This is a genomic window from Palaeococcus ferrophilus DSM 13482 (assembly GCF_000966265.1).
GTDB classification, from domain to species: domain Archaea; phylum Methanobacteriota_B; class Thermococci; order Thermococcales; family Thermococcaceae; genus Palaeococcus; species Palaeococcus ferrophilus.
In genome coordinates this window covers 111623-136941 of record NZ_LANF01000013.1, presented here as the reverse complement: position 1 = coordinate 136941, position 25319 = coordinate 111623, and the positions used below count along the sequence as shown (strand labels likewise).

At 44.1% G+C, this 25319-nt stretch carries 23 protein-coding genes; 2 read left to right on the top strand and 21 right to left on the bottom strand.

Features of this window, described 5'->3' with window-relative positions:
• Positions 1-15: 15 nt before the first annotated feature.
• The 19 genes from alaS to PFER_RS07850 all read right to left on the bottom strand — a co-directional run bounded on the left by alaS (position 16) and on the right by PFER_RS07850 (position 19490).
• Positions 16-2751, bottom strand: a complete 2736-nt coding sequence (alaS, locus tag PFER_RS07940; RefSeq protein WP_048150863.1) for an alanine--tRNA ligase — start codon at positions 2749-2751, stop codon at positions 16-18.
• A gap of 43 nt (positions 2752-2794) precedes the next feature.
• A complete protein-coding gene (locus PFER_RS07935; RefSeq protein ID WP_048150860.1) occupies positions 2795-3844 on the bottom strand; it encodes a DUF5305 family protein in 1050 nt (349 codons plus the stop codon).
• Entirely contained in the window at positions 3807-4742 is a 936-nt protein-coding gene (locus tag PFER_RS11870; RefSeq protein ID WP_052696205.1) for a signal peptidase I, read from the bottom strand. Before PFER_RS11870 ends, PFER_RS07935 begins: the two co-directional genes overlap by 38 nt.
• Before the next feature lie 2 nt (positions 4743-4744).
• Positions 4745-5338: a SipW-dependent-type signal peptide-containing protein gene (locus PFER_RS07925; RefSeq protein ID WP_048150857.1), complete on the bottom strand. Its 594-nt coding sequence runs from the start codon at positions 5336-5338 to the stop codon at positions 4745-4747.
• 5 nt (positions 5339-5343) lie between these two features.
• Positions 5344-5598, bottom strand: coding sequence for a hypothetical protein (locus PFER_RS07920; protein WP_048150854.1), 255 nt, complete (start codon positions 5596-5598; stop codon positions 5344-5346).
• Positions 5599-5613: 15 nt separating this feature from the next.
• Entirely contained in the window at positions 5614-6444 is an 831-nt protein-coding gene (locus PFER_RS07915) for a hypothetical protein (protein WP_048150849.1), read from the bottom strand.
• A 41-nt stretch (positions 6445-6485) separates the two neighbouring features.
• Complete coding sequence (locus tag PFER_RS07910) at positions 6486-6989, bottom strand: TasA family protein (RefSeq protein WP_048150846.1); 504 nt, start codon at positions 6987-6989, stop codon at positions 6486-6488.
• Positions 6990-7156: 167 nt separating this feature from the next.
• Positions 7157-7417: a winged helix-turn-helix domain-containing protein gene (locus tag PFER_RS07905; RefSeq protein WP_048150843.1), complete on the bottom strand. Its 261-nt coding sequence runs from the start codon at positions 7415-7417 to the stop codon at positions 7157-7159.
• A 347-nt stretch (positions 7418-7764) separates the two neighbouring features.
• Positions 7765-8106: a hypothetical protein gene (locus PFER_RS07900; RefSeq protein WP_048150841.1), complete on the bottom strand. Its 342-nt coding sequence runs from the start codon at positions 8104-8106 to the stop codon at positions 7765-7767.
• A 124-nt stretch (positions 8107-8230) separates the two neighbouring features.
• The gene (locus tag PFER_RS07895; protein ID WP_048150839.1) at positions 8231-8482 is read right to left on the bottom strand and encodes an initiation control protein YabA; all 252 of its coding nucleotides are present in this window, start codon (positions 8480-8482) and stop codon (positions 8231-8233) included.
• A gap of 24 nt (positions 8483-8506) precedes the next feature.
• Positions 8507-8749, bottom strand: a complete 243-nt coding sequence (locus PFER_RS07890) for a type II toxin-antitoxin system CcdA family antitoxin (RefSeq protein WP_048150836.1) — start codon at positions 8747-8749, stop codon at positions 8507-8509.
• A gap of 92 nt (positions 8750-8841) precedes the next feature.
• The gene (locus PFER_RS07885; RefSeq protein ID WP_052696204.1) at positions 8842-9570 is read right to left on the bottom strand and encodes a M48 family metallopeptidase; all 729 of its coding nucleotides are present in this window, start codon (positions 9568-9570) and stop codon (positions 8842-8844) included.
• On the bottom strand, positions 9567-12602 hold the full coding sequence (locus PFER_RS07880) for a type I restriction endonuclease subunit R (RefSeq protein WP_157255156.1): 3036 nt from the start codon (positions 12600-12602) through the stop codon (positions 9567-9569). Before PFER_RS07880 ends, PFER_RS07885 begins: the two co-directional genes overlap by 4 nt.
• Positions 12574-14430 carry a GmrSD restriction endonuclease domain-containing protein gene (locus PFER_RS07875; RefSeq protein WP_048150830.1) on the bottom strand — a complete coding sequence of 619 codons (1857 nt, stop codon included), beginning with the start codon at positions 14428-14430 and terminating at the stop codon, positions 12574-12576. The genes PFER_RS07880 and PFER_RS07875 overlap by 29 nt, the downstream gene beginning before the upstream one ends.
• Complete coding sequence (locus PFER_RS07870) at positions 14423-15727, bottom strand: restriction endonuclease subunit S (RefSeq protein ID WP_052696203.1); 1305 nt, start codon at positions 15725-15727, stop codon at positions 14423-14425. The genes PFER_RS07875 and PFER_RS07870 overlap by 8 nt, the downstream gene beginning before the upstream one ends.
• On the bottom strand, positions 15724-16881 hold the full coding sequence (locus PFER_RS07865; RefSeq protein WP_048150828.1) for a Kiwa anti-phage protein KwaB-like domain-containing protein: 1158 nt from the start codon (positions 16879-16881) through the stop codon (positions 15724-15726). The genes PFER_RS07870 and PFER_RS07865 overlap by 4 nt, the downstream gene beginning before the upstream one ends.
• On the bottom strand, positions 16881-17459 hold the full coding sequence (locus tag PFER_RS07860) for a hypothetical protein (protein ID WP_048150825.1): 579 nt from the start codon (positions 17457-17459) through the stop codon (positions 16881-16883). The genes PFER_RS07865 and PFER_RS07860 overlap by 1 nt, the downstream gene beginning before the upstream one ends.
• Positions 17460-17472: 13 nt before the next feature.
• On the bottom strand, positions 17473-17940 hold the full coding sequence (locus PFER_RS07855; RefSeq protein WP_048150822.1) for a hypothetical protein: 468 nt from the start codon (positions 17938-17940) through the stop codon (positions 17473-17475).
• Positions 17940-19490 carry a type I restriction-modification system subunit M gene (locus tag PFER_RS07850; RefSeq protein ID WP_048150819.1) on the bottom strand — a complete coding sequence of 517 codons (1551 nt, stop codon included), beginning with the start codon at positions 19488-19490 and terminating at the stop codon, positions 17940-17942. The genes PFER_RS07855 and PFER_RS07850 overlap by 1 nt, the downstream gene beginning before the upstream one ends.
• 166 nt (positions 19491-19656) lie before the next feature.
• On the opposite strand from PFER_RS07850, the gene PFER_RS07845 reads away from it, so the two are divergent.
• Positions 19657-19992: a hypothetical protein gene (locus PFER_RS07845; protein ID WP_048150816.1), complete on the top strand. Its 336-nt coding sequence runs from the start codon at positions 19657-19659 to the stop codon at positions 19990-19992.
• Between the two features lie 42 nt (positions 19993-20034).
• The gene (locus PFER_RS07840; protein ID WP_048150814.1) at positions 20035-20610 is read left to right on the top strand and encodes a hypothetical protein; all 576 of its coding nucleotides are present in this window, start codon (positions 20035-20037) and stop codon (positions 20608-20610) included.
• Between the two features lie 37 nt (positions 20611-20647).
• Here PFER_RS07840 and PFER_RS07835 read toward each other — a convergent pair whose 3' ends face one another.
• Both PFER_RS07835 and PFER_RS07830 read right to left on the bottom strand, forming a co-directional pair.
• Positions 20648-23206: an AAA family ATPase gene (locus PFER_RS07835; protein WP_048150811.1), complete on the bottom strand. Its 2559-nt coding sequence runs from the start codon at positions 23204-23206 to the stop codon at positions 20648-20650.
• A 70-nt stretch (positions 23207-23276) separates the two neighbouring features.
• Positions 23277-25196 carry a tyrosine-type recombinase/integrase gene (locus PFER_RS07830; protein ID WP_170218357.1) on the bottom strand — a complete coding sequence of 640 codons (1920 nt, stop codon included), beginning with the start codon at positions 25194-25196 and terminating at the stop codon, positions 23277-23279.
• Positions 25197-25319: the final 123 nt, after the last annotated feature.

Below are 25319 nucleotides of genomic sequence, written 5' to 3'. Positions count from 1 at the left end.
AAAGAAAATTTGGGGTCAGCCGAGGCTCTTCTTCACCTCGGCTATGGCTTCCTCAGCCTTGAGCGGGTTCTTTATCCTGCCCTGGGCAAGTTCTTTCCTTCCTCCACCGCCGCCACCGGCGACGCTCGTTATTACCTTCGCAAGGTCGCCCGCTTTAACCTCAAGGCCGTCTCCAACTGCAACAACGAAGTGGCCCTCCCTGCTTATCAGCACGACCACGCGCTTCTCCTTCCTGAGCTTGTTAGCAGCTTCCCTGAGGTCGTCCATGGCCCCTTCCACGACCTTCCCTACGAACTCGACCTCGCCGATCCTCTCGACCTCACTCTCAAGCTCGTAGACGAGAAGCTTGGCCAGCTCCTTCCTGAGCTTCTCGACCTCCTTTCTTGCCTCTTTCCACTCGTTGAAGAACCTCTCCGCTGTTTCGGGTACCTTCTCAACCGGAACGCGGAAGGTCTCGGCGGTCCTCTTGAGTATTCTCTCGCTCTCCTGCATCCAGTTGATGGCGGCCTCGCCTGCGGCGAACACAATGCGCTCAACGCCGTCCTGGATTCTCTCGGTTCTCAGTATCTTTATGGGGCCGATGAGACCGGTGTTCGGAAGGTGAGTTCCACCGCAGGCCTGGACGTCCCAGTCCTTGATGTTGAGCACTCTTATCACCCTTCCCGGCACTACTCCACCCTGGTACAACCTAAAGCCGTACTTAATCTCCGCCTCGGTTCTCGGGAGCCACTCCCACTTCACTGGCCTGTTCTCCATCACCGCCCTGTTGGCGAGCCTCTCAATCTCCCTGAGCTCCTCCTCGCTTATGCGCTTGTAGTGGCTTATATCGAGCCTGGCCCAGTCGGTGGTGATCTGACTTCCGGCCTGCCAGACGTGTTTTCCTAAAACGCGAACGAGCGCACCCATGAGGACGTGGGTCCCCGTGTGGTGGCGCATGTGCTGGATTCTCCTCTCCCAGTCGAGCCTTCCGTGGACTTCGGTTCCTTCCTTGAAGAGCTCTGGCTTCTCAACCCTGTGGAGGATGACCTTCCCTATCTTCTGGACGTTGGTTACCTTGACCTCCTCCCCGTTCACCTCGAGCGTTCCGGTGTCGTAGGGCTGGCCGCCGCCCTCGGGGTAGAAGGCCGTGGCATCTAGAACGGCCCAGTCGTCAATCACCCTGAGAACCTTCGCGTCGAACTCCCTCATGAAGGGGTCCTCGTAGTAGAGCGTCCTCGTGTCGGGGAGGTCTTTGACAAGCTCGAAGTCCACCACGTATTCAGCGGCCATCTTCTTCTCGGTCTTCTCAGCTTCCTTCGCGACCAGGGTGTAGAAGTTGTCGGGTATCTCTACTTTCACCCCTTCCTTCTCCGCGACCTCCGCCACTATCTCCGGAGTTAATCCGTGGCTCTCGTAGAACAGTATGAGCTTCTCAAGCGGGAGCTCCTCCTTTCCGGCCTTCTTGAGTTTGGCTATCTCCCTCTTCACGAGGTCGCTTCCGCGCTTGAGGGTATCCTGGTAGCGCTTCTCCTCGACGTTGATTATGTCGAGGATAACATCTTCTATCTCCTTGAACTCTGGGAAAGTGGGCGAGAGCTCCTTTATGTGCATCGCCACTATCTCGGCGAGCGGAACCTCGAGTCCGAGCTCGCGGAGGTGCCTTATGCTCTTCCTTATCAGCAGGCGCGCCAGGTAGCCGGCCTTCACGTTTGACGGGATGACTCCATCGGCCAGCATGAAGGTTAAAGCTTTCGTGTGGTCGGCTACCGCGTAGATCAGCTCGTAGGGCCTTACCGCCTTCTCAAGCTCCTCGACACTTATGCCGACTTTACCGGCGACCTGCTCGCGGAGATACTTAAGGTCGCCCATGTCCTCTATGTCGAACATTCCAGCCAGGCGAGAGTTCTCCATCAAAATGCGCTCGTCTATCCTCTCTATTCCGGCCATCCTCTTGAGGGGCTCGACGACATAACCCAGAACCGCGTCGTAGGCCGTCGGAGTGCCGTGGCTCATCCAAACGAGCCTCTCCAGACCATAGCCCGTATCAACAACCCTAGTTTCCATCGGGACGTAGAAGTCACCCTTTATCTCGACGACCTGGCTCGGGTCGGCGTTCTCCGGGGCCTTCTTGTACTGCATGAAGACGAGCGTTGCCACCTCGAGGCCGCGGTAGAGAACCTCGAAGGCCGGTCCCGCGTTTCCACCGCCCGCCCACGGGTTCTCCTTGAAGGTTATATCTTCGGCCTTCATGCCGAGCTCCTTTGTGAAGAACTCGAAGGCAAGCTCAACGGTCTCGTCCATCCAGTATATCGGCTTGCCCGGGTAGTTGAACGCATGATGCGCCATCATCTCGAATATCGTGAAGTGCCTTCCCGTTATTCCGACGTTGTCAATGTCCGTGAACCTTATGGACGGCTGGCTGATTGTGAGCGGGTTCGCAGGCGGGTCGGCCTCGCCGCTTATGACCCACGGCTGGAAGTCCATGATTGAAGCCCCAACGAGGAGCACATCGTCCCTCCAGCGCGGAAGGACAGGGAAGCGCTTCACCCTGCCGTGGCCCTTCCTCTCGAAGAAGCTAAGGAACTTCTCCCTCATCTCCTCCAGCGTGTACTTCTTCGGAATCCCCGGCTTTCCTATGAACGAGTACTCGTCACACGGCGGGTCCCCGCAGGTCTCTCTGTCCGGATCGAGCGTCCAGAAGAACTTGCCGCACTTCGGGCACTGCTTCCTTATCCATCCCTCTTCCTTAAACATTCTCGTGCTCATATCCATGCCACTCACCTCTCTGCTAACCCAAAAAAGTAGGGAGAGCTAATTAATGTTTTGGTCGGTTCTTGAGTTGCCTGAAGCTCGGCCTGCTGTAGTAGTAGAGGATGCCCTCGTGGAGGAAGAAGTACGTGCCGTTTTTCCTGTCGTAAAGGACGCGGGCGTTCATGTCTATTGCGGCATCCACAAGGTCCCTAAGGCTCTCGAATTTGATTCTCGTGGTGCTCTCAAAGTTCTCCAGCCTTCCCCTGCTCACCCACTTGGCGAGCTTGGCCTCCTGCTCCAGGAGTTCAAGCTCCCGGACGCTGTAAGTTTCCGGATCAAAGCGCCGCCAGACGATAAGGGAAGTCAGCGCGAGAATTCCAAAAACGCCCGATAGCGTAAGGAGGATGGCGCGCTTCCTGCCGTTCACGGGATAGCTCTCCGTTACGGTTCTGCTCCTTGTAATGGTCCCGTTCTTGGCGTCGCCGCTTATGGAGTAGAATCCCTCGTAGGGGAACTTTATCTCGCCCCTGAAGGTCTGGTTGCCCCTAATGCCCCTACCCCCCACCGTGCCCGAGTAGTGCACCGTGCCCACTATCTCAACGCCCGCCGTTTCCCTCGGAAGGCGAAGGACGGAGCGCGTCTCCGCTATCCGCTTCGCTATGTCCGTGATGTTGAGCCTCAGCTCATCCGCGAACCCCTGGCCGTTGCTCACATTAGAGACCGAGGCGTAGGTCTCCTCGATGACACGGTGGTTATCGTAGGCTATGTAGTACACCACCTTGAGCTCGCGGTTGAACTCAAGGTTCACATCCTTCCCGGAGACCTCGAAGTGGAAGTTGAGCTCGGCCAGTTCCGATACGTCCGTGGGGTACAGGGGGAGCGATACCTCCGAGCCCACGGGCCAAAGCGGGTTCTCTGCCGTTATGATGCCTCCTCCCGAGAGTCCCCCGCTCCAGCTGTAGAAGGGCTCGCTTACGGTGCGGCTACTCCGTGCCACTGCGGGCGTTTGAGCGTAGGCGTAGGCGAAGTACGCGGAGAGAATAATGAAGAGGACGACGAGGGGGAGTCCGTAGGCTTTAACCGCGCTTAGGAGACGGTACTCTCTTAACCGCATACTTATTCCTCCTCCGGCTCAGTTTGAATTTTGGCTCCTCTTTGAGCCAGATGGGATGGAGGAGTAGCGTTGTTATGCCGGATAGTATTAAGTTGAGCGCTCTTACTATAAAAGGATTGACCCCATAAGCCCTCACGAGCCACATTACGGGGAGGACGGCGTTTACGGCAACTCCAAACTTCCCGTCAAAAGCCTCCCCCGGAGGGAGATAGACGTAGCCGGTATCCCCCGCCCCGAGCAGGAGGACGGGGAGCCTTCCCCCGTTTAAACCACCCTCGTAGGAGGGGGTCAGCAGGAGCGTGAAGACGACGAGAGAAACCACGAAAACGGTTAGAAGCCGGAGGGGGCTTAGCTCCTCCACCTTTCTGGAGTTCCACGTGGAGAGCTTCAACGCTTCGCGCTCGAGCCTCGGGGAGTAGTAGAGCAGTTTAGGGAGCTCGCCGAGGATTAGAATCACACCAGGTACGAGGACGGTGAGGAAGTAAAAGGCGAGCCTCTCGCGCCTGTTGGGGTTGTGCCTCGTCAGGTAGCCCAGGTAGGGGAGCGAGAACACGGCTTTTCCGTAAACGTTCTCCCCGGGAACCAGAAACGGGTCTTCGTCCTCGTTGTTGTCCCCCTTCGTCCTGAAGTACCTCGTCCCGTTCTCCTCAACGATTCCCACTATCCTGTGGGTCACGAAGGTGTTCTCGTCCCTCGCGCCGGGGGGCCTGAATGCAACCACGTCCCCAACATGAACCTCGCTCCCGTTAACCCGCTCGAGGAGCACTATGTCCCCGGGGTTGAAGAGTGGAACCATCGAGCCGCTCAGAACCACCATGGGCGTGAGCCTCGGAACGTAGGCGAGAAAAATCAGCGCTGGGGATACGAGGAGGAGAAGGACGAGGGGCTTTAGCCTCATGCTCATCCACCCAGTGTGAAGTTTATGGTTCTGGTGTAGTTTCCGGAGAAAATAAAGGTTACGTTAAAGGAGTACTTTCTCCGGAGCTTCATGTCCTCAAATTTGAAGACAAGCGGGTACCACTCCCCATCCTCAAGCTCCGCCCCGACCTCAAAGGATGCCGGTGATGACTGGCCTATGTCCCTCACCACAAAACCGCCCACGCGGAACTTCCCCAGCTCTCCGCCCCCCGTCCACTCAATCTCGACCCTCTCGAGGGTGATGTTTCCCTCCGGGCGGAGCCATATGTTCGTCAGAAGGGCGTCGCACTCCCGGTGGCACTGGGGCGTTTGCCCGCCGAAGAGGCTCTTTGCGTCGGGGACTTCCCTCCATCCGCCGGGGACGGCCTTAAAGTTATCCTTTTCCCTTCCGCAGGTGAGGAGCAGGATGGGACAGGAGTAGAGGACATCAACCTCCGGCTCGTCCTCCCATGTGCCGGCCGTTATGGTGACGTTCTCTATCGTGACAGTGTCGGAGAAGTAGGAGAATGTTGAAAGGTTGAGATAGGCGAGAAGGGTGGAGAGGATTACGACCGTGAGGACGAGCCGCCTGAACATTCGAATCACCTCGATGCGCTCAAGACCACGTGGATTAGAGCCATTATCGGGAACATCACGAACACGAAGCTCATCAACGCGGCGTAGAGCAGGTCAGCGGCCCGCGGGGAGAGCTCAAGCCTGGGAAGCGTCACGTTGAGCGTGGCGTTCCACGAGGGCTCCACGGAGGGCCTGGCACCGGTAACCAGGTTGTAGGCCACGTTGAGGTAGAGTACCGCCACGAGGGCGAGTAAAAGAAAGAAAGGGTCAAGGCGCCTCATCGGCCTCGGGCTCCGTCATGGGGATGGAAGATTGGTTTCCATTCCAAAGCCGTTTGTCCAGAGTGGGGTGTCCGTCTGCACCAAAGCCGCGTGTATGATCATGTTGCAAACGTCACCCTGCCAGTCGTTCTGGTTGTTGCTTAGAGTGTTGGAGTGTATGCTGAATTTGTACTTCATCTGAATCTGTATGTACTGGGTTCCAGTGTTGATGGTAGTATCACCAAAAGTTGGAGCTGGTGCAAAGGGTATTTTTAAGATGTTTTCTGAAAGTTCTTTGAAAGTTATATTGTCATCGTGGTTGCTGTCGAGTTGAGCTATGATGTCATCAAGGCTCATCTCCTCTAGTTTGAATTCCCCAAATGCAGTCTTTTTGTACAAGGATATTTCAATACTATTTACTACAATGTCGTCTAGCCAGTTGCCTACTCCACTCTGGTTTGTGTCGGACGAAGGCCCAGCCCTCCACTTAAATGGATCAATTGTGAAGTTCCAATTATCCGGATCATTTGGGTCGAAGTTCACAAATATGTCTCCATCGTCGTCCTCGTAACACTTAAACTCAAAGCCGATCTCTGTGTGGTTTGCTGGGAGTGTGCCTATGTTAAGGATTTTCATGTGACCCTCCGCGTTGTCACCTACTGGTTCAAGCCCTGGGTAGGCTTTTCCATATAGTATCCACTGCCCGTCAGCACTTTCTTCTCCGTCCCTGACATAAACTGTTAAAGTCCCTGCATGAACTTGGTTGTTCTCAATGGAAGTATCACTTATGAACACTGCCCAAGTGCCGTACCCGGCCCCTGCAACTACAAGGCCGATGAGGAGTAGAGCCACTGCAATGCTCTTCATCTCTGATACCCCCTGATAAATTCAAAAGGTAAATTGGGGGATCACTCTAGGGTGCTCGAGTCGTTATCGACGTCCTGAGCGCCGTAGACCTTCACGTCAAACGTGACGATCCCACCCTGGGCAGCATTGCCTGTCTCAATGTCTAGTTTAAACATGAGGGTCACATCAACAGTAGCTCCGGCTCCAATATGCTGTCCAGTAATCAACTGGGGGCTGTCCTTCACATAATACCAAGTGGTGCCTCCGTCAGCTGAGACTTGAAGGTGGTCAAGCATCTCCTGGTTACCAGCAGCGTTCTCAATGGTCAAGTTAAAGTATCCAGGCAGGCTACCGGTGTTCTCGATAGTTATGGTTGTAGAGTTCTCCCATCCAGGGTAGATGTTGCTGAAGGTAAACGTACCTGTATCGTTTACGAGATTAAAAGTGCCCGCTGCTATCTCGTTGTTGTCCACAGCGGTGTTGCTGGTGAACTGAGCCCACGTCCCTGCCCCGATGGCAACCGCCACAATACCTACCAACAACATGGCCAGCAAAGCCGTTCTCATACCTACCTACCCCCGTTTTGCGTTTGGCGGGGCAACGCCCCGCCAGATATACTATATAAAAGCGCCCGTATTTAAGGAGAAAGAAACGGCATTACGTACACAAAATACGTAACAATGTTCAGCGACAAACTTAAAGTCCTGGAAGAAGGGAATTATTTTAGGGGGGCTTATTCGAACATGCTTTCAATCTCCCTCTCTATCTCGGACAGACGTTTCAAAAAGGCCTCTCCCTTCTCCGTGGCAAAGTAAATCGTGTGCCTGCCCCTCTGCTCCGCCCTGAGGTAGCCCCTCTCCACGAGGTGGTCGAGGTAGCGCTGTGCCAGCTTGAAGTTCAGATTGGATCGGTAGACAATCTGGGTCTTGGTGGCCCCCTTACCGTTGGTAGACCTGATGATATCCGCTACAATCCGTTCCTTCGAACGCCTCATCAATCCCCCTCCATCCAGCCACTCATAACGTCTTACTTAAGGGGGCATGTTATTCAAAACAGTACCATAATCACTGTGCCATTCTGGTATTTAAACTTTGCGTATTAAGGGTAAAAACGAATAAGAATTTAACATGATGTTATGACCAATCGGCGGACTTTGGCAAACATGCAACAGTTGTTGCACATACCACAAACGTTTGCCTGGAAACTTTGAAATATTTGCAGCAAGGAACCGCTTTTCTGAATAATTTTCCATAACATTGTGCAGTAACTTAAATAAGATACGGAACAGAATGAGCACATGATTACCTCAATACACAGCATATAGAAAGACAAAAGAAAAGTTCACCTCGTCGCGACGCTGAGGGCGAGGTGCACGAACAGCACCATGGGGATTATAACGGCAAATATCACCATGGCGAGGGAGGAAACCAGGTGAGTCACCTCATCCACGGGCAACGTTTCACTGACGTTCAGTATCGCGAGGCTCAGACCCTCGAGTTCATCGGTTGTAGCGTTGATGGTTACCTCGAGGCTCTGCCCCTCCGGCTCCGGCAGTTCCAGAATCATCTCAATCGGAGGGCCCGATGCAGGCTCATTCTCGTTTACGAGCATGCCCCCTACGTTGAACCGGAACACGAGGACGGCAAGCAGGATAATCACTACGGCGTTGAGCAGTTTTCCCATAACCCCCGCCCCCTCGAGGTTTGAGCTTATTGTAAACCCCACCGTGCTAAGAACAGATTTTATTCTTGTTGAATATGTAGCAATGCAGTATTTAAATTTTGCGAAAGACAAGTAGCTTGGATACTTACTCCTCCCCATCGGTGAGTATTACCGGGAACTTCATCTTCTTGAGAAGCTCCACCATTGTCTCGTGGGTCTTCTTCAGGCGCTCAAGCTTGTAGCGGAGGTTCTGGTTCTCTATGGCGAGGGACGTTGCCTCCTCCGTTTTGGCCCTCACCTGGGCTTTGAGCTCAATTATCTCCTCCTCAAGCTCCTCAATGGTTCTCTCGAGGGTCTCGATGCGTTCGTAAAGGTCCCGGCAGATAACGCGCTTCATTTTGGTCAGCCCCGCGAAACCTCCTCATCCATCAGGGGGCTCCAGACTCATCATCCCATCAGTCACTCTTTCATCCCCATTCTTAACTTTATCCTCTAAGAGCCTTTGCCTCAAGAGCTCCTCCCTTTTCAAGTCAATACTTTCTAGAAGTTCTAGCTCTATCATCAAGGCCCTTTCAAGAAGCTTGCTCAAGTTTATGCCCCTCTCCTTTGCCTTTTGGTGAAGCTCCCTAGAGATAAGTACAGTTGTCCTGACTTTTCTAACCATGATAACCACCCAGTATGCATATTAATGCATACCTGTATATAATATTTCTCTACTAGATTAATTTACTCTTGGGATGACAAAATGGACTAGCATCATACCCCAGAAACAGATGGTAGTGGTAAATTCAATAACTCTCTCCAAATTTCATTATTCCACACAATTATCCAGTGTTCCTCCAGAATTTTCTCATGTTTTTTATAGTCTGGAATCAGTGAACTAACAATAAGCCAGAATTTTTTAGTGTGTTTTTTCTCAATTAAGTGGACAAGCTCATGAAGAACAGCATATTTCATGGTATCCTCTGGAAGGGATAGAAGGGCTAGATTAAAGTTAAGATTGTTTTTATGAGAACAGCTACCCCACTTACTCCTGTGCTTCTTTATTGAGACTCTGTTGTAGTTAACCCCTAAAAGTCTTGAATATTGGGTTAGAACTTCATTCAGCCTATTTCTGAGTAGTTTTCTAAGCTCCTTTTCAAGAAGGCTAATCTCCTGTCCCCTTCTAGATTCAGGGACAGATAAAATGACCTTGTGGTTTAGAATGGTCAACTTGCTACTTTGACCAGTATGGTACCTGACATATAATCTAACTGGTTTCCCAAAGAGATAAAAGTTCTCACTCAATGCAACTTTTTGATACTGTTCTATTTGTGAGAGTTGTTGGAGAATCCATTCTCTCTTTTTGGATAATAGTTGCTCCACATCATATCCTGCAGGAACCACAACCCTCACAATACCATCAGGTCTAATTATTATCCTAGCTAACTTGACATCTCTAACTTCAATTAAAAGTGGGATATCTGAGTAAAAGCCTATGCTCACTTCCAACCCTCATCAAAGTTCTCTACCAACAGCTCAAAGAACTCATGGTGAATAGTATCTAGTGTCCTTTCAAGCTCACTAGGTTCTAAGTTTCTCTCAGCTAATTTAACCAGCAAGAACAATCTGACACTCTGTTCAACCTCAGCTCTGGCACTCTCCCTAGTAGTCCAACCACTGAACATTTTGCCTTTGAGTTCCTCTTTCAGTTCAAGTACATACTTCCTTGCTGTCTGTTTATCAACACCTAGTTTTTCATGAAGGAATGACATCAGAAGAAACTCCTCAGAACTAAGACCATATTTCATGGGCTCTTTCTCAATCTCAATGACTTCCTGAGCTACTTCATGAAGTTGCTTGCTGAATTCCTGTATTTTCTCAGCATTTTCATAGATTCTTTTTATCAACTTCTCAATTCTTTCAGATAACTTTTGATATGCAGGGCCTTTGTTTTTGTTTCTCTCAGACCATTTCTTTAATACCACTGTGAGGTCAATAAGTTTTGAGTCATTAGCTTCCCCTTTCTTAACCTTTGATGACAGCTTCTCCAGGTAGTCAACATCAAATTTAATTACTGGGAATTTATCTTCAATTTCCTTGGCTTCCACACTCCTCTCAATTATTTTCTCAGTTTTCTTATAATACTCTCTGAACTTCCTACCCTTCTTACCCTTGTATTTTCTTACATAGGCCTTGTAAATGGCAGTTATTTTCTTGTAAGTGTCAAGATATGGTGCCAAAAATGGGTCTGGAGAAATGAACTCAAACAATTTTGCAAGTTGCTGGTATTTCTCCTCAAAGAACTTGGCCCTAGCCGGGTCTCTCAGGTAGTTAATGACAAAGTAATCAAGGGTGTTTTTATTAACTTGGTTAACACCACCCAAAAATTCCACAAGTTCATTATACAGGTTCTTGAAGCCCTCTTTTAGTGAGTCATAATTGTATGCCACACCTTTGATGTCCTCTTGGTAAAAATTAAGAACCTCCTTCAGGTTCTCAAACACCCCACTATAATCAACCACTAATCCAAACTCCTTTCCAGGTGCAGGCCTGTTTACTCTAGCAATGGCCTGTAATAAATTGTGGTCTCTCAAGTATTTGTCTAAATACATGACCTGATTTACTGGAGCATCAAACCCTGTTAGTAGCATGTTTGTTACAATGAGGAGCTTAGGGGTGTCTCCATGCCTAAACTTCTCAACAATTTCTTCAATCTTCTCCTTGCTCTTATGATATTTCCTCAGTTCTTGTGGGTCATCATCCCTTGGTGAAAACACCACCTCACTCCACTCTGGGGGGAGATACTTATCCAGCTCCTCTTTGTAATAAGCACAAGCCCATCTATTTACTGCAACTACTTGCCCTTTGAATCCCAATGGTTCTATGTATTTTTGGTAGTGCTCTGCAATATCCTTAGCAACAAGCTCAATCCTTTTCCTGAGCTTAAGTAGGAGCCTCCTGTCAACTTTCTTTTGGAGTTTCTTCTTTGTCTCTTCATCTAGCATCCAGAACTCTGATTCAAATAACTTGTCAGCTAACTCCTTGTCCACCTTATATTTGACTCCCTTATACTGGTAATAAATTGGGACTGTAAACCCATCCCTTATTGACTCCTCAATAGAATACCTGTCCAAATATAATTCCCCTGGAGGGTTGAATTTTTCAAAGGTGTTCCTCTCATCCTTTGCTATTGGTGTACCAGTAAAACCAAAGATGAATGCATTGGAAAGCATGGCCCTCATGTTTATAGCCAACACACCATACTGGCTCCTGTGGCTCTCATCAGTTAGAATTATAACATTCTGCCTCTTGTTTACTGGGTGGTTTCCACTCTTCAAGGCTTCAAACATCTCTCTGTATCTCCTTGTTCTCTCCTTATCCTCTGATTCTCTAGGCTCTTGGAACTTTTGAACAGTAGTTAGTATTATGCCTCTCTCATTATTGTATAGCATCTCAATTAATTTTGGTATTGAGGAGGCTCTCTTAACATTGAACTTGTGCTTTTGGAATGTCTCAAACATTTGTTGTTCCAAATTATCTCTGTCAACCACTATGACAATGGTTGGATTGTCAAGCTCTTCTGTCCTGTATAGTTTCCAAGCTGTGAAAAACATGGTCAAACTTTTTCCTGAACCTTGGGTGTGCCATATAAGTCCAGTCTTTTTGTTGCCCTCACCAAGATAAGTCCTGAGAATCCTGTCATGGATTTTATTTGTTGCTCTGAACTGCATGTACCTAGATATAATCTTTACAAGCTTATTTTTCTCATGCCTAAAGAATATGAAATTTCTAATTAGGTCAATCAGGTTCTCCTTTGACAGCATACCATATGCAGTCACTTTAATGGGGTCTTCATAATAAGTCACATCAAGCTTGTGAGGATAGGGGTCTTTCCATCTTCCCCACATGTCCAAGGGGGCATCTGAAAAGGTTGGAGCATAAAGAACCTCAGTCCAATCTGAGATGATGTTGAATTGATTAAAAACAAACAGCTTGGGAACAGCAGATTCATAATCTTTTATCTGCTGGTATGCAACTTCAAGGGTTTCACTTTCAGTAGTAGGGCTTTTGACCTCAATCACCACAACTGGAATTCCATTAATGAACAGAACAATGTCTGGCCTTCTCCTATTCTCACCCTCTTTAATATAGAACTGCCTAGTTACCAAGAACTCATTATTCCCAAGATTCTTATAATCAATTAACCATATTGTTCTGTGGAACTTTGAACCTTTGGGTTTGAAAGAAAGACCATTCTTCAAAATCTCCAGAAACTCCCTGTTCCCTTCTATAGTGTGGGGGAGATACTCCAGCTTTTTAATTATCTGCTCTGCATCTTCCTCAGATATCTTCCCAGCATTTATCCTAAGGAGGGTCCTCATTAGTCTGTCTTTAAGAAGAGCTGAGTTGTAGTCCCTCTCCTTCTTTAATTCTGAAGGAGGCACATACTCCCAGCCGAGTTCCCTGGACAGGATATTGATAAATGGATACTCAGATATCCTCTCTTCAGGAGTTGACATCCTCCCCTCCCCCACCTATAAGTTCTTGCACTTTGTTTAAAATAAGCATCCTCCTCCTTTCCAGGAACTTCTCATAATTGTTCTCTTTCATAGCATCAATGCACCCAGAATCAATAAAGTGAGGCTTGAGAACCTCTTCCAAATCACCAGGAATCCATTTAATGTACTCTTTTGGTGATGTTGCTGAAATCTTCCTGTTGGTTTCATCAGTGATGAGGGTTCTATTAAGTATGGTATTAATCTTGGATTTGTCTTTGTCTCCAAAACCTTGCCTCCTTAGGAAGGCCTGGGGGAATATGTGGTGGTCTTCTAGGTTATGGAATTCTATGGCATCAACTTGGAGAAAGTCCCTTGCATGGTTCAATGCAATTAAGTTCATAATGCCTCTGTAAATTGCACTTCCACTTCTTGAGACTGTGTGTAAGTTTAGTGAGGTAATTCTAGTCCTTGCCTCAGTAATCATTGAGGGTAGGAATTCAGGCTCTTTGAAAGCCTTTATTAACTCTAGTGTATCACTCAAAGACTTAGACTCAACAGCACTGCTGTACCTCTCAGTGAATACTGAACTCCAGTACCACTGCTTTATTAGTGTGTAAGCCTTGCTCTTTTCTATTGGTGATAACTCTTTAGTACCCTCCACATAGTAGAGGAGTGTTGCCAAAACTGGGAGCATGGGTTTGTAAGGAACCCACTTTGGCAGGAATGCCCCAAACCCATCTTGATTGGTACTCATAACTCTCTCAATGGCTCTATCAAAATACCTTGCCATAATCCACCAATCTGACTCAAAATCCACTGGTGACAAATTAATTAAAGACCTATTTTTAACATCACTAATCTCCTTCTCACCCTTGTCCTTATCCCTGTCCCTGAGCACTCTCATAAGGCCTAGTGCCCTGAGTAGCAACACTTTAAAGAGGTCTGGGTTGTCCTCAGACAACTTTCTGATACCCTCAAATGAATCAACAGTGTCCTGCCATATTTTATGAAGGTCAATATCATCTTTATACAGCCTAGCAGTCAAGAGGTCAAAGACTGATAACCTAACTCCAGTGCTGTTCATCTTCTCAAATATTGTGCAGACCTCACCAAGTTTTTGTTTATTGTCTGGTTCAATTTTTGGTAAGTAAAGGACTGGAACCTTGAACTCTAGGAGATTGTTAATGTACTTCTCCCAGCGGTCTGCCTTTGCCTTAAGTTGCCTCTTGTACTCTTGAGTCAGTTCTCTACCCTGTTTAAAGCTAACATCTTCACCAATGTTCTCCTCTATGTATTTGTCAACATGATACTCTATGAATTCCTCTACCCAATCTTCCCACTTTTCTTTGTTAGAAAGCTCTGTGAATGGAACTATTTTGTGCTCAAACTGATAGTTTTTGTCCAAGTACTTCCTAGCATCATCTTCATTCACACTGAACACAGCATCCTCAACATTACCCTTTTCCAATTCTTCAAGCCTCAAGAAGAAGAGGTATCTCCTGCTGGTGTACTTTGGGGTGACAACTTCTTTTGGTGGTGCATAGAACACATAGTGGAGTGATGTTATCCTCTGCTGGCCATCAAGAATCATGGCCTCTGGTTCTGCAATATAATTACCATTTTCATCAACTGGCAAACTGACACCCTGGATTGGCCTCCACTTAAATGGTGGTTGGGTAGGGTCTGTTCTAAGGAAGAGGAATGTGCCCACAAAGTAGCCATTGAGGAGTGAAACCAATAAATCCTTAATGTCCTGCCTTGACCATACAAAGTCTCTTTGGAACTGGGGAAGGACTAATTTACCATCTTCAGCCTGTTTCAATATCTCAAGCAAATTATCCATCTTTGGGTCAAGCTTATCCACTTTCCTCACCCACCTTAACCCTCACTTTTCCAGTGAGAAGTTTGTCCATCATCCCCTGCTTGAGTTTCTCAAGCTCTTCTTTTGTTTTTATCTCAGCCTCAATCTTGTTATCAATAGTCATGAGAATCTGGGCTATTTTCTTTTGTTCTTCTAGAGGAGGCAGTGGTATATTGAGTTGTTTTAGCAATCCTTGGCTTATGTTAGTGATAGCAACTTTACCAGAAGTTGATATTAGCATACTCCTACTAATGTCACTTCTCAAATAGTACACTAAGAACTCTGGAAGTACTGTATCTCTGTATCCCTCTTTCATTCTAGCTCTAATTAAAAAGCCACAGAAAGTTACTGGTTCATGATATCCATTAAACATGGAAGCCCATCCAACTCCCTCTTGTTTTAGGGAAGACCTGACAATTAAGATATCACCTCTCTGAAGGAGATAGTTCTCCTTGACCTCCATGTTCACTCTATATAGATTAGACATGTCTAAGTAAATACCCTCCCCATACATGTTCAATACATCAATAGTTAAAATCCCAACATCACCCTTTAAATCTCCCTTGAAGTTGATACCATTTTTGAACTCTGATATATCACCAAATTTAACAACATCCCACTCAGCAGGAATTTGCCCTAAGGGACTTGACTTGAACCTTGTATGTCCAATCCCCTCAGTGAACAGCTTCTGCATTAAGGCATTCTTGAGTTGCTGGTAATGGTGGATTAAGGCATCAGTTTTCTCAATGGCCTTGTCAATTGTGGATAGTATTTCAGCTATTTTCTTCTGCTCTGGGAGTGATGGGAGAGGGACATAAAGTTCTTGTAAATGCTTTTTTGGAATTCCTTTTATTGTGGTACCTCTTGAAAATAATTCAAAAAGCATGAGTACCCTTGGCAAATGGAGGTACCACACTAAAAAGAAGGGGTCTATCTTAGATGTATCAATTATTACTCCAGTTAAATCTTGATTAATTGCTACATCTATCAGGTTTACTGCAGAGTTTCCAATTCCTACTCTTGTAGCTATTATTACATTACCCTTTGGGACAACTTTTGTAGAACTATTTTCTAATCCTTTCTTTGTTATATGCTGTTTAATTGAGGATTCATCAATATAGTACTTTGTTATATGAACACTTCTAATCCAAGGTATATCACCACCCCAATATTCAGGATTCTTAGTGGAAGGGGTACCCCCACTAATGAAGGTCTCTGCTATGTCTTTCAATTTAACAACTTTCCACTCTTTGGGTACCTCCCCAAGTAGAGCCCTAAATTTGTCCAACATATCACTCATGCAGTTTCACCCTGTGGCTTTGTCCTTAACCATACATCAAGGGGGAGTTGCTTAAGTTCCCTCACTCCACCTTTTACCTCATAAAGCCTAACCACTCCACTCCTCCTACTAACAGTTGCCATGTACTTTCTTTGACAAATTTCTATGAACTGCTTTAGGCCTTTTTTGTCCTCAATCTTAATCCTGATATGGTCATCATCTTCAGTTACCTTAAGGTTTGGCCTCTCCTTTGCACTAAGAACATCCAGCTGGTCTAGCAGGTCATTGACAAAATTTTTGTACCTTTCTGAACCTGTGTCAACTCCATCATCTGTTATGAAGCTGAAAAACTTGCTCTTCTGTAGTTGGGTTAGTGTCCTAAATATTGTAACTGTACTGAGAGCATATTTCATGACCTTCTCCTCATTTTCAAACTCAATGAATCCAGAATCCTTGAGTTTTGATATTGTTTCTTGGGTGATTTGTTTGTAGTGCTCATAGTACTTGAAGAATGATTCAAAATACCTTGTGTTCAACACCAGTAACCATCCATCATTATCAGTATCTGGGAACTCAAAATAAATTGAGTCAATAGCCAATGGAATAGAAGTGTAATCATCAGTTGCTAGTGACAGTTGTTTTCTAAACAACCCCACCATGATGCTGTTCTTCTTGAGTATGAATGACCTCCTATTTTTAACAAAGAATGCCACTCTACCCCCATCTTTAAACTGTATATCAAGAACATACCCCACAATAGACTTTACACCTTTAGCTGATGTTGAGGATTTGGAACCCCCTTGTCTTATTTGGTTCCATATCACCTCAAATCCTGGGATATGTTGTGGTTCAATATACCTGACAACCCCACCTGAAAATGGTCTGTTATAATCAAAGAAGTTAGTGAAGTCAGTGTCATCTTTTGATATCTTGTTAATGACCCTCAAGAATTTTTGGTTAAACAGCTTTACAATCTTTCTTCTGTAACTGGTGGGAAGAATCAGGTTATGAGTCCTGAACCAAGTTCTGGGGTCTTTTGCCTTCTTGCCAGTACTCTCCACAAGGTACACATCAACTGTCATATCTGCAACTTCATTAATCTTTGAATGAAACTTCTTCAGGGTTATAATTGTTTGACCCCTTGCAAGAACCCTACTCTTTTCAGGCTCATCCATCAGTCTTCAACCTCCAGGAAGATGTTACCTGACAGACTTGACACACAAATTTTCTCTGGATTAGTTTTATCTGCAATTAGTATTTTATCTTTTCTGGTTATTAATAATACCCAATGACCTGATTCCCTGTTCTTTACCCTGAACAGATTATACCCTAATGCACCCAGCACTGGGTTGGCATAGATGAGGTTTGCCCTAAGGTAAAAAGTAAACACCATGAGCATGAACACCAGAAATGTCAAAATATTTCTCATTCCCTGGTCTTTTGGAATAAAGGACATCATGGAGACAACATAAGTAACCAGGTATTCAAAGTACACATGATTCATATCTTGATATTCATCAACCACAATAAAGTTATCACAAATCCTCTCACCCTTACCAACATTTAGTTTCTGTCTTGCCACTCTTAAAAAGAGAAGTAGTGATAGCAGTGAAAATATACTGAGCAAACCAAAAAATATTGTGTGAAATCCTTTTGGCCCATCATATGTCTGAATTAGCAGTATAACCCATAGGGGGATGTATGAGCTAAGGAAGAGCCACAGCCTAGTGAGTAGTGTTGGTTTCTCTTCCATCTCAATACCACCTTTAGGGTATTGCACTAAATAAATGCTCCCACACCCATGTCATAAGTATCACTAGGCCACATGTACCAGTACCATAAAGCAATTTAGCCCAGTCATAAAATGTAGAATGCATGCTAAACTCCTCTTCATAAGACCACCATGCAAGCCCCCCAAAAATAAGACCTAAGTTCATGTAGAGCCTGACCCACATGGAATCCCATCCCAGGGCCAGAAAATGCAGATTTATAGCAATAGCATTCAGGAATATCACAGGCCTTGGAGTGTAATACTCTTCAACTTCAGCACCCACCCACAACATAGCTAGAGGGCCTATCAATTCTACAACTGGATGAGGGATGTATGTTATAAATGCCCTTGAGGACAGCAAGCTCACCACAAAGCTGACTGCCCCAATAATTCCCCACACTATGAATGCAATGAAAGAGGCAAGGTAATTAATGAAGGAAAAAATGATATTCAAAATCTCCATCAAATCACCTGGAGCTCCTTAAGGTACTCCTCTATCTTTGCCTTAAGGGAACCCCTCTCATCTTCAAGAGTTTCAATTTTACTCCATACTTCCCCTATATCAACTTCATCCCTTTCAATTATGGGTGTCACATACAGGGTGACATTCAAGTTGTAGTCATTCTCCCTTACTTCCTCCAAGCTGACAACTCTTGCATAACCATCAATGTTTTTGAAGTCATTGTATGCATCCACAATCTTATCAATGTCTTGAGGCCTAAGTTTGTTCTGTCTCTTGCCTTCTTCATAGTCCTGGCTGGCATTAATGAAAAGTATCTTACCCTTCCTATTATCAGGCTTGTTCTTCCTGAATATTATCAGGACACCAGGAGCCCCTGTATTATAAAACAGCTTTTCAGGGAGTGCAATTATAGTATCTATCCAGTCCTTTTCCACAATCTTTGCCCTAATGTCTTTCTCTTTCCCTCCTCTGAAGAGGGCACCATTGTCAATTACTACCCCTACCCTCCCTGTGTCATCTCTTGCACTTGCAAGCATATGCTGAATCCACAGCCAGTCAGCTGAGGTTCCTAAGGGGGGTATTCCAAAGGGAAATCTATCCCCACTGAATGGAGCTCTCTTGATGTTCTCTTCAAGGCCTTTCAGATTCTTGTCATTCCAAGGGGGGTTTGCAAGAACCACATCAAATTTCTTTAGCCTTCCACCCTCTGTGAAATGGGGACTGAGGAAAGTATCACCTTGCCTTATGTCAGCATTCTTAATGTCATGAACCACCATGTTAACTCTGGCTATCACATAGGTCATGTCATTGAGTTCCTGTCCATAGAATTTGGTCTTCTTTAGGTCACCACCATTCTCTTTTATGTGGTAGTATGCAGTTATCAACATACCACCAGTTCCACATGCTGGGTCATAAACCTCTTCATAATCCTTAGGGTCAAGGATTCTGACAAGAACTTTCACAACCTCTTTGGGGGTGAAAAATTCTCCACCCTTCTTCCCACTTGTAAGAGCAAACTGCTCAACAAGATACTCATAAGCCTCTCCAAGGAGGTCAGGGCTGACATTTTTTCCAATTCTATATCTATCAAAGTGGTCAATTAGTTGCTTTAACTTCTGGTCTGGGAGAACATCCTTTCTATTAAAGTCTACTCTAGTCAAAAGCCCCCTTAGGCTCTCATTATGTTCTTCAATCTTCATGAGGACTTCATTTAGTTTCTCCCCAATGTTTACAGGAGTGTTCTTGACTCTCTCCCAAAGGCAATCTTCTGGTATCTGATACTTATGCCAACTCTTTTTCTTAGCTTCAATCTCAGCAATCTTCTTAGCTTTCTCATCTCCAAGTTTTTCTTTCATCTGATTAAAGACCCTCTCATAAACCTCCTTATACTCATCTTCATATACATCTGATAATCTCTTGTAGAATAAGAGGGTTAGTATGTATGGCATGTAATCAACTCTGTTCCTTAGGATATTTGCTGCATCCCAAAGCCAAGTTTTTAATTGCTCTTTATCTATCAAGTCTGCTACTTTATTAATTCTTTTTTCCATTTTAGTTTCATCTGATTTTTTGGAATTAGATTTTTTTGATAAAGGTAGTTAAAGGGACTTCCTTGTCCATTATACCCCACCACCACAATGACTGCAATAAGGCAGTAAATAACCTTTTCTGATGCCCTAAGTCATTAGTGTTCTATTAATTAATGGTGGTGACATCATGGGAAAGGAGGGTTACAAAAAATTGAATGTTCTCATGTATGTTGAAACATACAAGTCTCTAAAGGAGTACTCTGAGAGAAGTAGCATCCCAATGGTCAAAGTGATTATTAAAGCTTTGAACTTTTCAATAAACCACATAGACAAATTCAAGAAGTTTTTACAATGGTATGTTGACTTCATGGCTGGGGACATTACAACACTAAGAACTTTTTCAGTAAGTGAGGTGAATCATAAAAGAATAAAAACATGGGCAGAAAAACTTGACCTCAGCATGAGCATGTGGATAGACAGTGCTGTGGCATTCTATTTGAGAAATATAGAGCAAAAAGTGTAACTGCCCTAAGTCATAATTTCCCATTATCTTAATGGTGATGACATGGTCAAGAATTCAGATTTTGTAATTCTAGATGACTATGCAAATATTGTAATTGAGGATGAACCTGCTAACTTGAGATTAATCCTAATTGGAGATGGAACTAATCAGTATGATGTATCAGTGCCAAAGAATATGAGTATTTGTTATCTAAGGCTTGGGAGAGATACATTAGACCATACTCATAAGGAGAGGCTTCAGTTTACTGTATACACAAACTGCAAGGAACCAAAGATTCTCATAGTTAGAGAACACAACAAAAGCAGGAAATTTGGAGATAAATGGGAAATATGGAGTGTTGAGGAAGAATGGGATTTTTCAGGAGTTCCACAACCAATATGCTCATGGGTTCACAAAATTCTACATTCTCTAAAACTAAAGCTGCTTCTTTTGATTCCACAAGGAAACAAGGAAGATGCTCTAGGAACAATAAAAGGAGTGGAAAAGCAGCTTGAATTATTAACAGAGCTCTTGGACAAGAGTGATATTGAAGGTGAATATTTCAAGAGAAAAACCAAGTTTATATTACACCTCTTTCCCCAAGATGAGTTTATGGAACAGGCCTCAAAAGACCAATAGTCAAAACATCAATAAAGGGATTTGTGGAGTTTTAAACTCAAGTGTCCCTTGTGAGAATATAACTTTCCCCTGAAATCTTTGTAATTAGGTTAACTTTTGTTGCAAGGGTAAGTGCCTTTCTCACGGCATCTTTTGAACCCAACTTTTTCTCAAGGACACTCACCAACTCATCTCTAGGGACTCCATTTGGATAGTAGTTTCTGAGGTCTTCAAGAGTTTCTTCAACTGCATCAAGCATTCTTCTCTGTTCCCCTGTAAACTCATAGGATAATTCACTCAGTAGTGAAAAGTCAATATCCTCTCCCCAACTTTTTACTGCAATTTTTATTAGCGCAATTGCTTCATGGACATCCTCTACAGTAACTCTCTCTTTTAGCTTCAATTTGGCAATAGCTTCTGAAATATTTATCATGCTCATCTGTAGCCTATGGGAATAGTTAAAGGTTCCATTCTCTTTAAGGTATTTTCTCAGTTCTTTTACAAAATCAGAGAGCTTCTGCTTTGCTGTGTCCTCCCAAGTGGGGACAATCTTTTGAGCATATGTGATGTACTTTACTAATAATCTATCATCAACTTGCCTTTTGATTAACCCCTGTGATGCTTCCCAGATTTTCTCATCAATCTTATCCACAACTTCCTTTGATTCATATGTTCTGAGGCCAATTATGATGTCAAACCTGTCTAGTAATGTTGTGCTGAAGGCAACCTGCTCAAAGAGTGATTTCTGATTTGAGATTACTCCTTTTAATGGATTAGCCATTGCCACTATTGACTCTCTGGACATGATTTCTAAGTTCAAGTCAGCCTTGTTGAAAATGTAATAACCAACACTCATAGCATTATGGAGAGCCTTATAATCATCTTCTTTTAATTTGTCAAATTCATCAATTAAGAGCACTGTGCCATTTGCCCTTGCCAAAGCTCCTGCCCTATACACCCATCTTTTTGTCATGTCATCATATTTTGCCATCCCAATAAGACCTACCTGGTTTGTACTACCTCCCCCAGTGACAAGTTCTAGATGGAAAATTCTCTTTAAGTCCTCTAGAATCCTAGATTTACCTGTTCCTTTGTCACCAATAACAAGGATATTAATCCATTTTCTTAGGTTACCATTAACAAGCTTCTTTGGGGAGACAAGTGCAAGTAGAGCTGATTTTTTAATAGCCCACAGCTCTGGGGTATCTTTTTTGTTAGCATAGATACTGGGGGCAATACTATCAATTAAAACATCTATTATCTCTTTCTCTGAATATTTCTCTTTAAAATTAAGGATTCTTTCAATATCCTCTTTAGTTAGCCTTGATGAGGCTCTTTGTTCTGTCTCCTGAACATTAATGACTTCAAGGACAACCTCACTAGTGGTGGCTCTTTCAGATTCAAGCTGGATTTTTGTCCTGACAATGCCAGTTACCTTGACCTTCTGCCCCATAAGAGAAAGCAACTTCTTGGTGTTGAGTGTTGTAAAAGCTTGAAAATCCTGAGGCTGCTCATTACTCTCCAAGTTCTCTAGAAGGTCTTGAAGGGTAAATACCAGAAGTTCCTTTCCTTTGCTCTTGTAAGTGTCAATGAAGAGATTCTTTGAACCACATGCACTGCATTTGTTTTCCCCAATCCTTGGAACTAGAAAATCCTGGAGTCTAATTATTTCATTTCCACAATCCCTACACACAAAAACCAATTCTGGGTAAAATATCAATGGCCTACTCAGTGCCATTATCTTTGCCTCTACTGTAATTAGGGTGTTCAGGTCCCTACTTACATCTATATCTATCAACCTTCTATGTGTCACTTCAGAAGTGAATGTTACTTTTAGGCCATGAGAACTCTCATCTGATAAGTCACCACTCAGCTCTTGGATTACTTTTTCTAGTGCCTTAGCAAAAGTTATTTCCATAGCCTCTTTTGTTCTGTACTTTACTAACCTTGCAAGTTTGTCTGAAAATGCTAATACTTTCTCATACTTCACTGTCAACACTTTTGATGGGTCTTCTGTTAGTAGCTTGATGATTTCATCTTTGTAGACTCCCATGAGAAAACTTTCAGCTTCTGGCACTAACTTCTCAGGAGTTATTTCCTCTATCTCCCTACTATCATTCACACCGGATACTATCTCTGAGTATTCTTTTATGATTTTATTTTCTATAGTACTGTTTAAAGAATAGTAATTAACTCCATTCACCCTGTAAGTTAATATAATATCCTCTCTTTTGAGCACTGAAGATATGCCATTTTGGATTGATTTGAACCTGTAGTTCAGCCCTAATTCTTGATTCAACTTTACTGATAATTCTGTGAGAGTATCTCTACTGATGTTTGGATGCAGGAAAAGCACCAAAAGAGGGACTATTTCATATTGCTTACTAACATGCACAACCCTGTGTATTGCTTTTTTCAAAGAATCCATATCCTTAAGGAAGTTCCCCCTTAGTGAATACTGGCCTCCCCAATTCCCCTTTCCCTGGGGGGAATATGTGAGTGGATTATTACTCTTCCCCTCAGCTAGGGGGGCTGGGGGAATATTCCCCCCAATGATTTTAGCAGGGTACTCCTCAGGGGCATGTTCTCCTTTCTCATCTTGCTTGTCCCACACCATTATTAATCCCATTTATATATTAAACAAAAATTTGACTTAAGGCATGAAAAATTATAAAGCAGAATATATTTCATTCCAAGAGCCTTGTGTTGTTGAAAACCACATCATAAATATCTCTCTGGGCCAATAGCCTATCTAGGAGTTTTGCCTTTTTGAGTATTTCATCAACACTTGTCTTTGTGTAGTCATAATGGCTTTCAACAATTTCCAAAGTCTTGTGACCAGCTGTTAGGAACTCCAAACTGTCTAGGGCCTTGTTAGTTCTAAGAAGCTCCAGGGCCTCTTTGGGGGGATTTCTAGTCATTGTAACATAGAACTTTCTAAGGGATTTCATATTGAAGGCAATACCTGCTCTTTTAAGTCTCTGTGTGACCCTACCCTTGCTTGATTCCTTAAATCCTGATATATTTGGACTGAACAGGTAATCATTTGAACCTTTATTGTACTTCCCAACCACTGTGTCCTTGAGGTAGTTTGCTACCTCCTTAGTAATATAGACTATTCTGCTATAGTTCTTCTTTGTAATCTCAGACCTCACCAAGACAATCCTGTTTCCAAAATCAATGTCACCAACTTTTAACCTAAGTGCTTCACTTGTCCTTAGCCCTGTAGTTGCTTCCAGAAGAATCAACCCTACCAACTCATCTTTTTCTTCCTGACTAAATTTGTTTGAGCTTCTAATGTATCTAATCAAGTTTTTAATGTCATTTTCATCTACAACTTTAACCCTATTAGTCTTTCTTGTTTTTACAGTATAGTTCACCTGGGCCACATAACCCTGGTAGTGTCTGAGTTTTAAGAATTCAAAGAACTTCTTAATATGGCTCTTGTACTTGTTGAATGTGTCTTTGCTTACACCGCTTCTCACAGTTTTCCCATTAGTTATTGGTTTCTTATACTGTAACCAATCAAAGAACTCCTCTATAGTCTCCTCAGTGATAACACCCTGAGTGTGCTCCAAGAAGACCTCCACATATCTTATCCTCTGGAGAATGTTCCTCTTGCTTTTTTCAATGACTGGTGGCATGTTTCTGTCATTAACAAATTCATCCCAATCATTGTATGTTACTGTTTTAGTTTTCCCATTTTCATATATCTCATACCTGAAGTCCCTTATTGACCATTTTTTGAATTCCTCAAGGGCATCCTTGACCTTAATGAAGACTACACCCCCTTCCAGCACATCATAAAGCTTGCTTCTTTTGAGTATCTTCTTACTTTCTTTAGCATCCTGTCCTACAGGATTTTGGACTATGTTACCCTCTGATTTTACCACATCCTTCTGAGAGAGATTTTGATGCCCTAGGCCTGTTTGGGAAACTGGATGTTGTAAGTCTGAAAAACAAGGAGGTGCTGGCCATGAGGAAATTGAAGGTATGAACCTCCTTGATTCAATGATTTCTCTTACACTGTCAATAATATTCTCAGCATCTTCAGTAGCTTTGAGAATCAGTTGTGAGGTTTTATTATCAAGTACCACTAGGATATCTACAAACTTACTTTCAAGTTTCTCAGCATCTTCTGTTGGAACCTTGAAGATGTAGTACTGCCCTTCTTTCCTTTTCAGCTTAAGTTCAACTTTTAACCTTTTGTTAATGCCAATTAAAGTGTCAATGTACACTTTGATTTTAAAGCCTTCAGAGGTTAAGCCCAGCTCTCTAAGTTTATTGTAAGCCCACAAGATGTCCTTGATTTCTCCCTCATGTATTTTGATTTGATACACTCCTGAATGCTTTGCCACTGCTTTGGTAAGTTGTTTGGTGAAAAGTATGGTCTTCCTTTCAACCAGTGAGTCAATTACCTCTTCAAGTGCTTCCCCTACTGTTGATTGGTCTATGTTAAGCAAGGTGGCTAAATCCTGAACAAGAGCACTGAATACTCTCATGAACTCAACCCTAGCCCAGCTTAGTACTTCTTGGAGATAACACATTGTGTACTGGGACATTATTTTACCATTACCCATTGACATCATATACCCCTCCATTATCATTTCCAACCTGTGCATCCAGTTTTTATAAAATTTGCCTTTGATGTTATTACCTTTATAAGTCTTAATTGTATTTTGTTTTGATTTTTCACTAATATTGGCACTATATGTAAACAAATTGGATGG

Coding starts and splice junctions, on each gene's coding strand:
- PFER_RS07870 (WP_052696203.1), bottom strand. CDS start 15,727: ATGAGTGATATGTTGGACAAATTTAGGGCTCTACTTGGGGAGGTACCC.
- PFER_RS07915 (WP_048150849.1), bottom strand. CDS start 6,444: ATGAAGAGCATTGCAGTGGCTCTACTCCTCATCGGCCTTGTAGTTGCA.
- PFER_RS07845 (WP_048150816.1), top strand. CDS start 19,657: ATGGGAAAGGAGGGTTACAAAAAATTGAATGTTCTCATGTATGTTGAA.
- PFER_RS07855 (WP_048150822.1), bottom strand. CDS start 17,940: ATGGAGATTTTGAATATCATTTTTTCCTTCATTAATTACCTTGCCTCT.
- PFER_RS07925 (WP_048150857.1), bottom strand. CDS start 5,338: ATGTTCAGGCGGCTCGTCCTCACGGTCGTAATCCTCTCCACCCTTCTC.
- PFER_RS07935 (WP_048150860.1), bottom strand. CDS start 3,844: ATGCGGTTAAGAGAGTACCGTCTCCTAAGCGCGGTTAAAGCCTACGGA.
- PFER_RS07920 (WP_048150854.1), bottom strand. CDS start 5,598: ATGAGGCGCCTTGACCCTTTCTTTCTTTTACTCGCCCTCGTGGCGGTA.
- PFER_RS07840 (WP_048150814.1), top strand. CDS start 20,035: ATGGTCAAGAATTCAGATTTTGTAATTCTAGATGACTATGCAAATATT.
- PFER_RS07910 (WP_048150846.1), bottom strand. CDS start 6,989: ATGAGAACGGCTTTGCTGGCCATGTTGTTGGTAGGTATTGTGGCGGTT.
- PFER_RS07830 (WP_170218357.1), bottom strand. CDS start 25,196: ATGATAATGGAGGGGTATATGATGTCAATGGGTAATGGTAAAATAATG.
- PFER_RS07860 (WP_048150825.1), bottom strand. CDS start 17,459: ATGGAAGAGAAACCAACACTACTCACTAGGCTGTGGCTCTTCCTTAGC.
- PFER_RS07835 (WP_048150811.1), bottom strand. CDS start 23,206: ATGGTGTGGGACAAGCAAGATGAGAAAGGAGAACATGCCCCTGAGGAG.
- PFER_RS07905 (WP_048150843.1), bottom strand. CDS start 7,417: ATGAGGCGTTCGAAGGAACGGATTGTAGCGGATATCATCAGGTCTACC.
- PFER_RS07895 (WP_048150839.1), bottom strand. CDS start 8,482: ATGAAGCGCGTTATCTGCCGGGACCTTTACGAACGCATCGAGACCCTC.
- PFER_RS07865 (WP_048150828.1), bottom strand. CDS start 16,881: ATGGATGAGCCTGAAAAGAGTAGGGTTCTTGCAAGGGGTCAAACAATT.
- alaS (WP_048150863.1), bottom strand. CDS start 2,751: ATGGATATGAGCACGAGAATGTTTAAGGAAGAGGGATGGATAAGGAAG.
- PFER_RS07900 (WP_048150841.1), bottom strand. CDS start 8,106: ATGGGAAAACTGCTCAACGCCGTAGTGATTATCCTGCTTGCCGTCCTC.
- PFER_RS07850 (WP_048150819.1), bottom strand. CDS start 19,490: ATGGAAAAAAGAATTAATAAAGTAGCAGACTTGATAGATAAAGAGCAA.
- PFER_RS11870 (WP_052696205.1), bottom strand. CDS start 4,742: ATGAGGCTAAAGCCCCTCGTCCTTCTCCTCCTCGTATCCCCAGCGCTG.
- PFER_RS07890 (WP_048150836.1), bottom strand. CDS start 8,749: ATGGTTAGAAAAGTCAGGACAACTGTACTTATCTCTAGGGAGCTTCAC.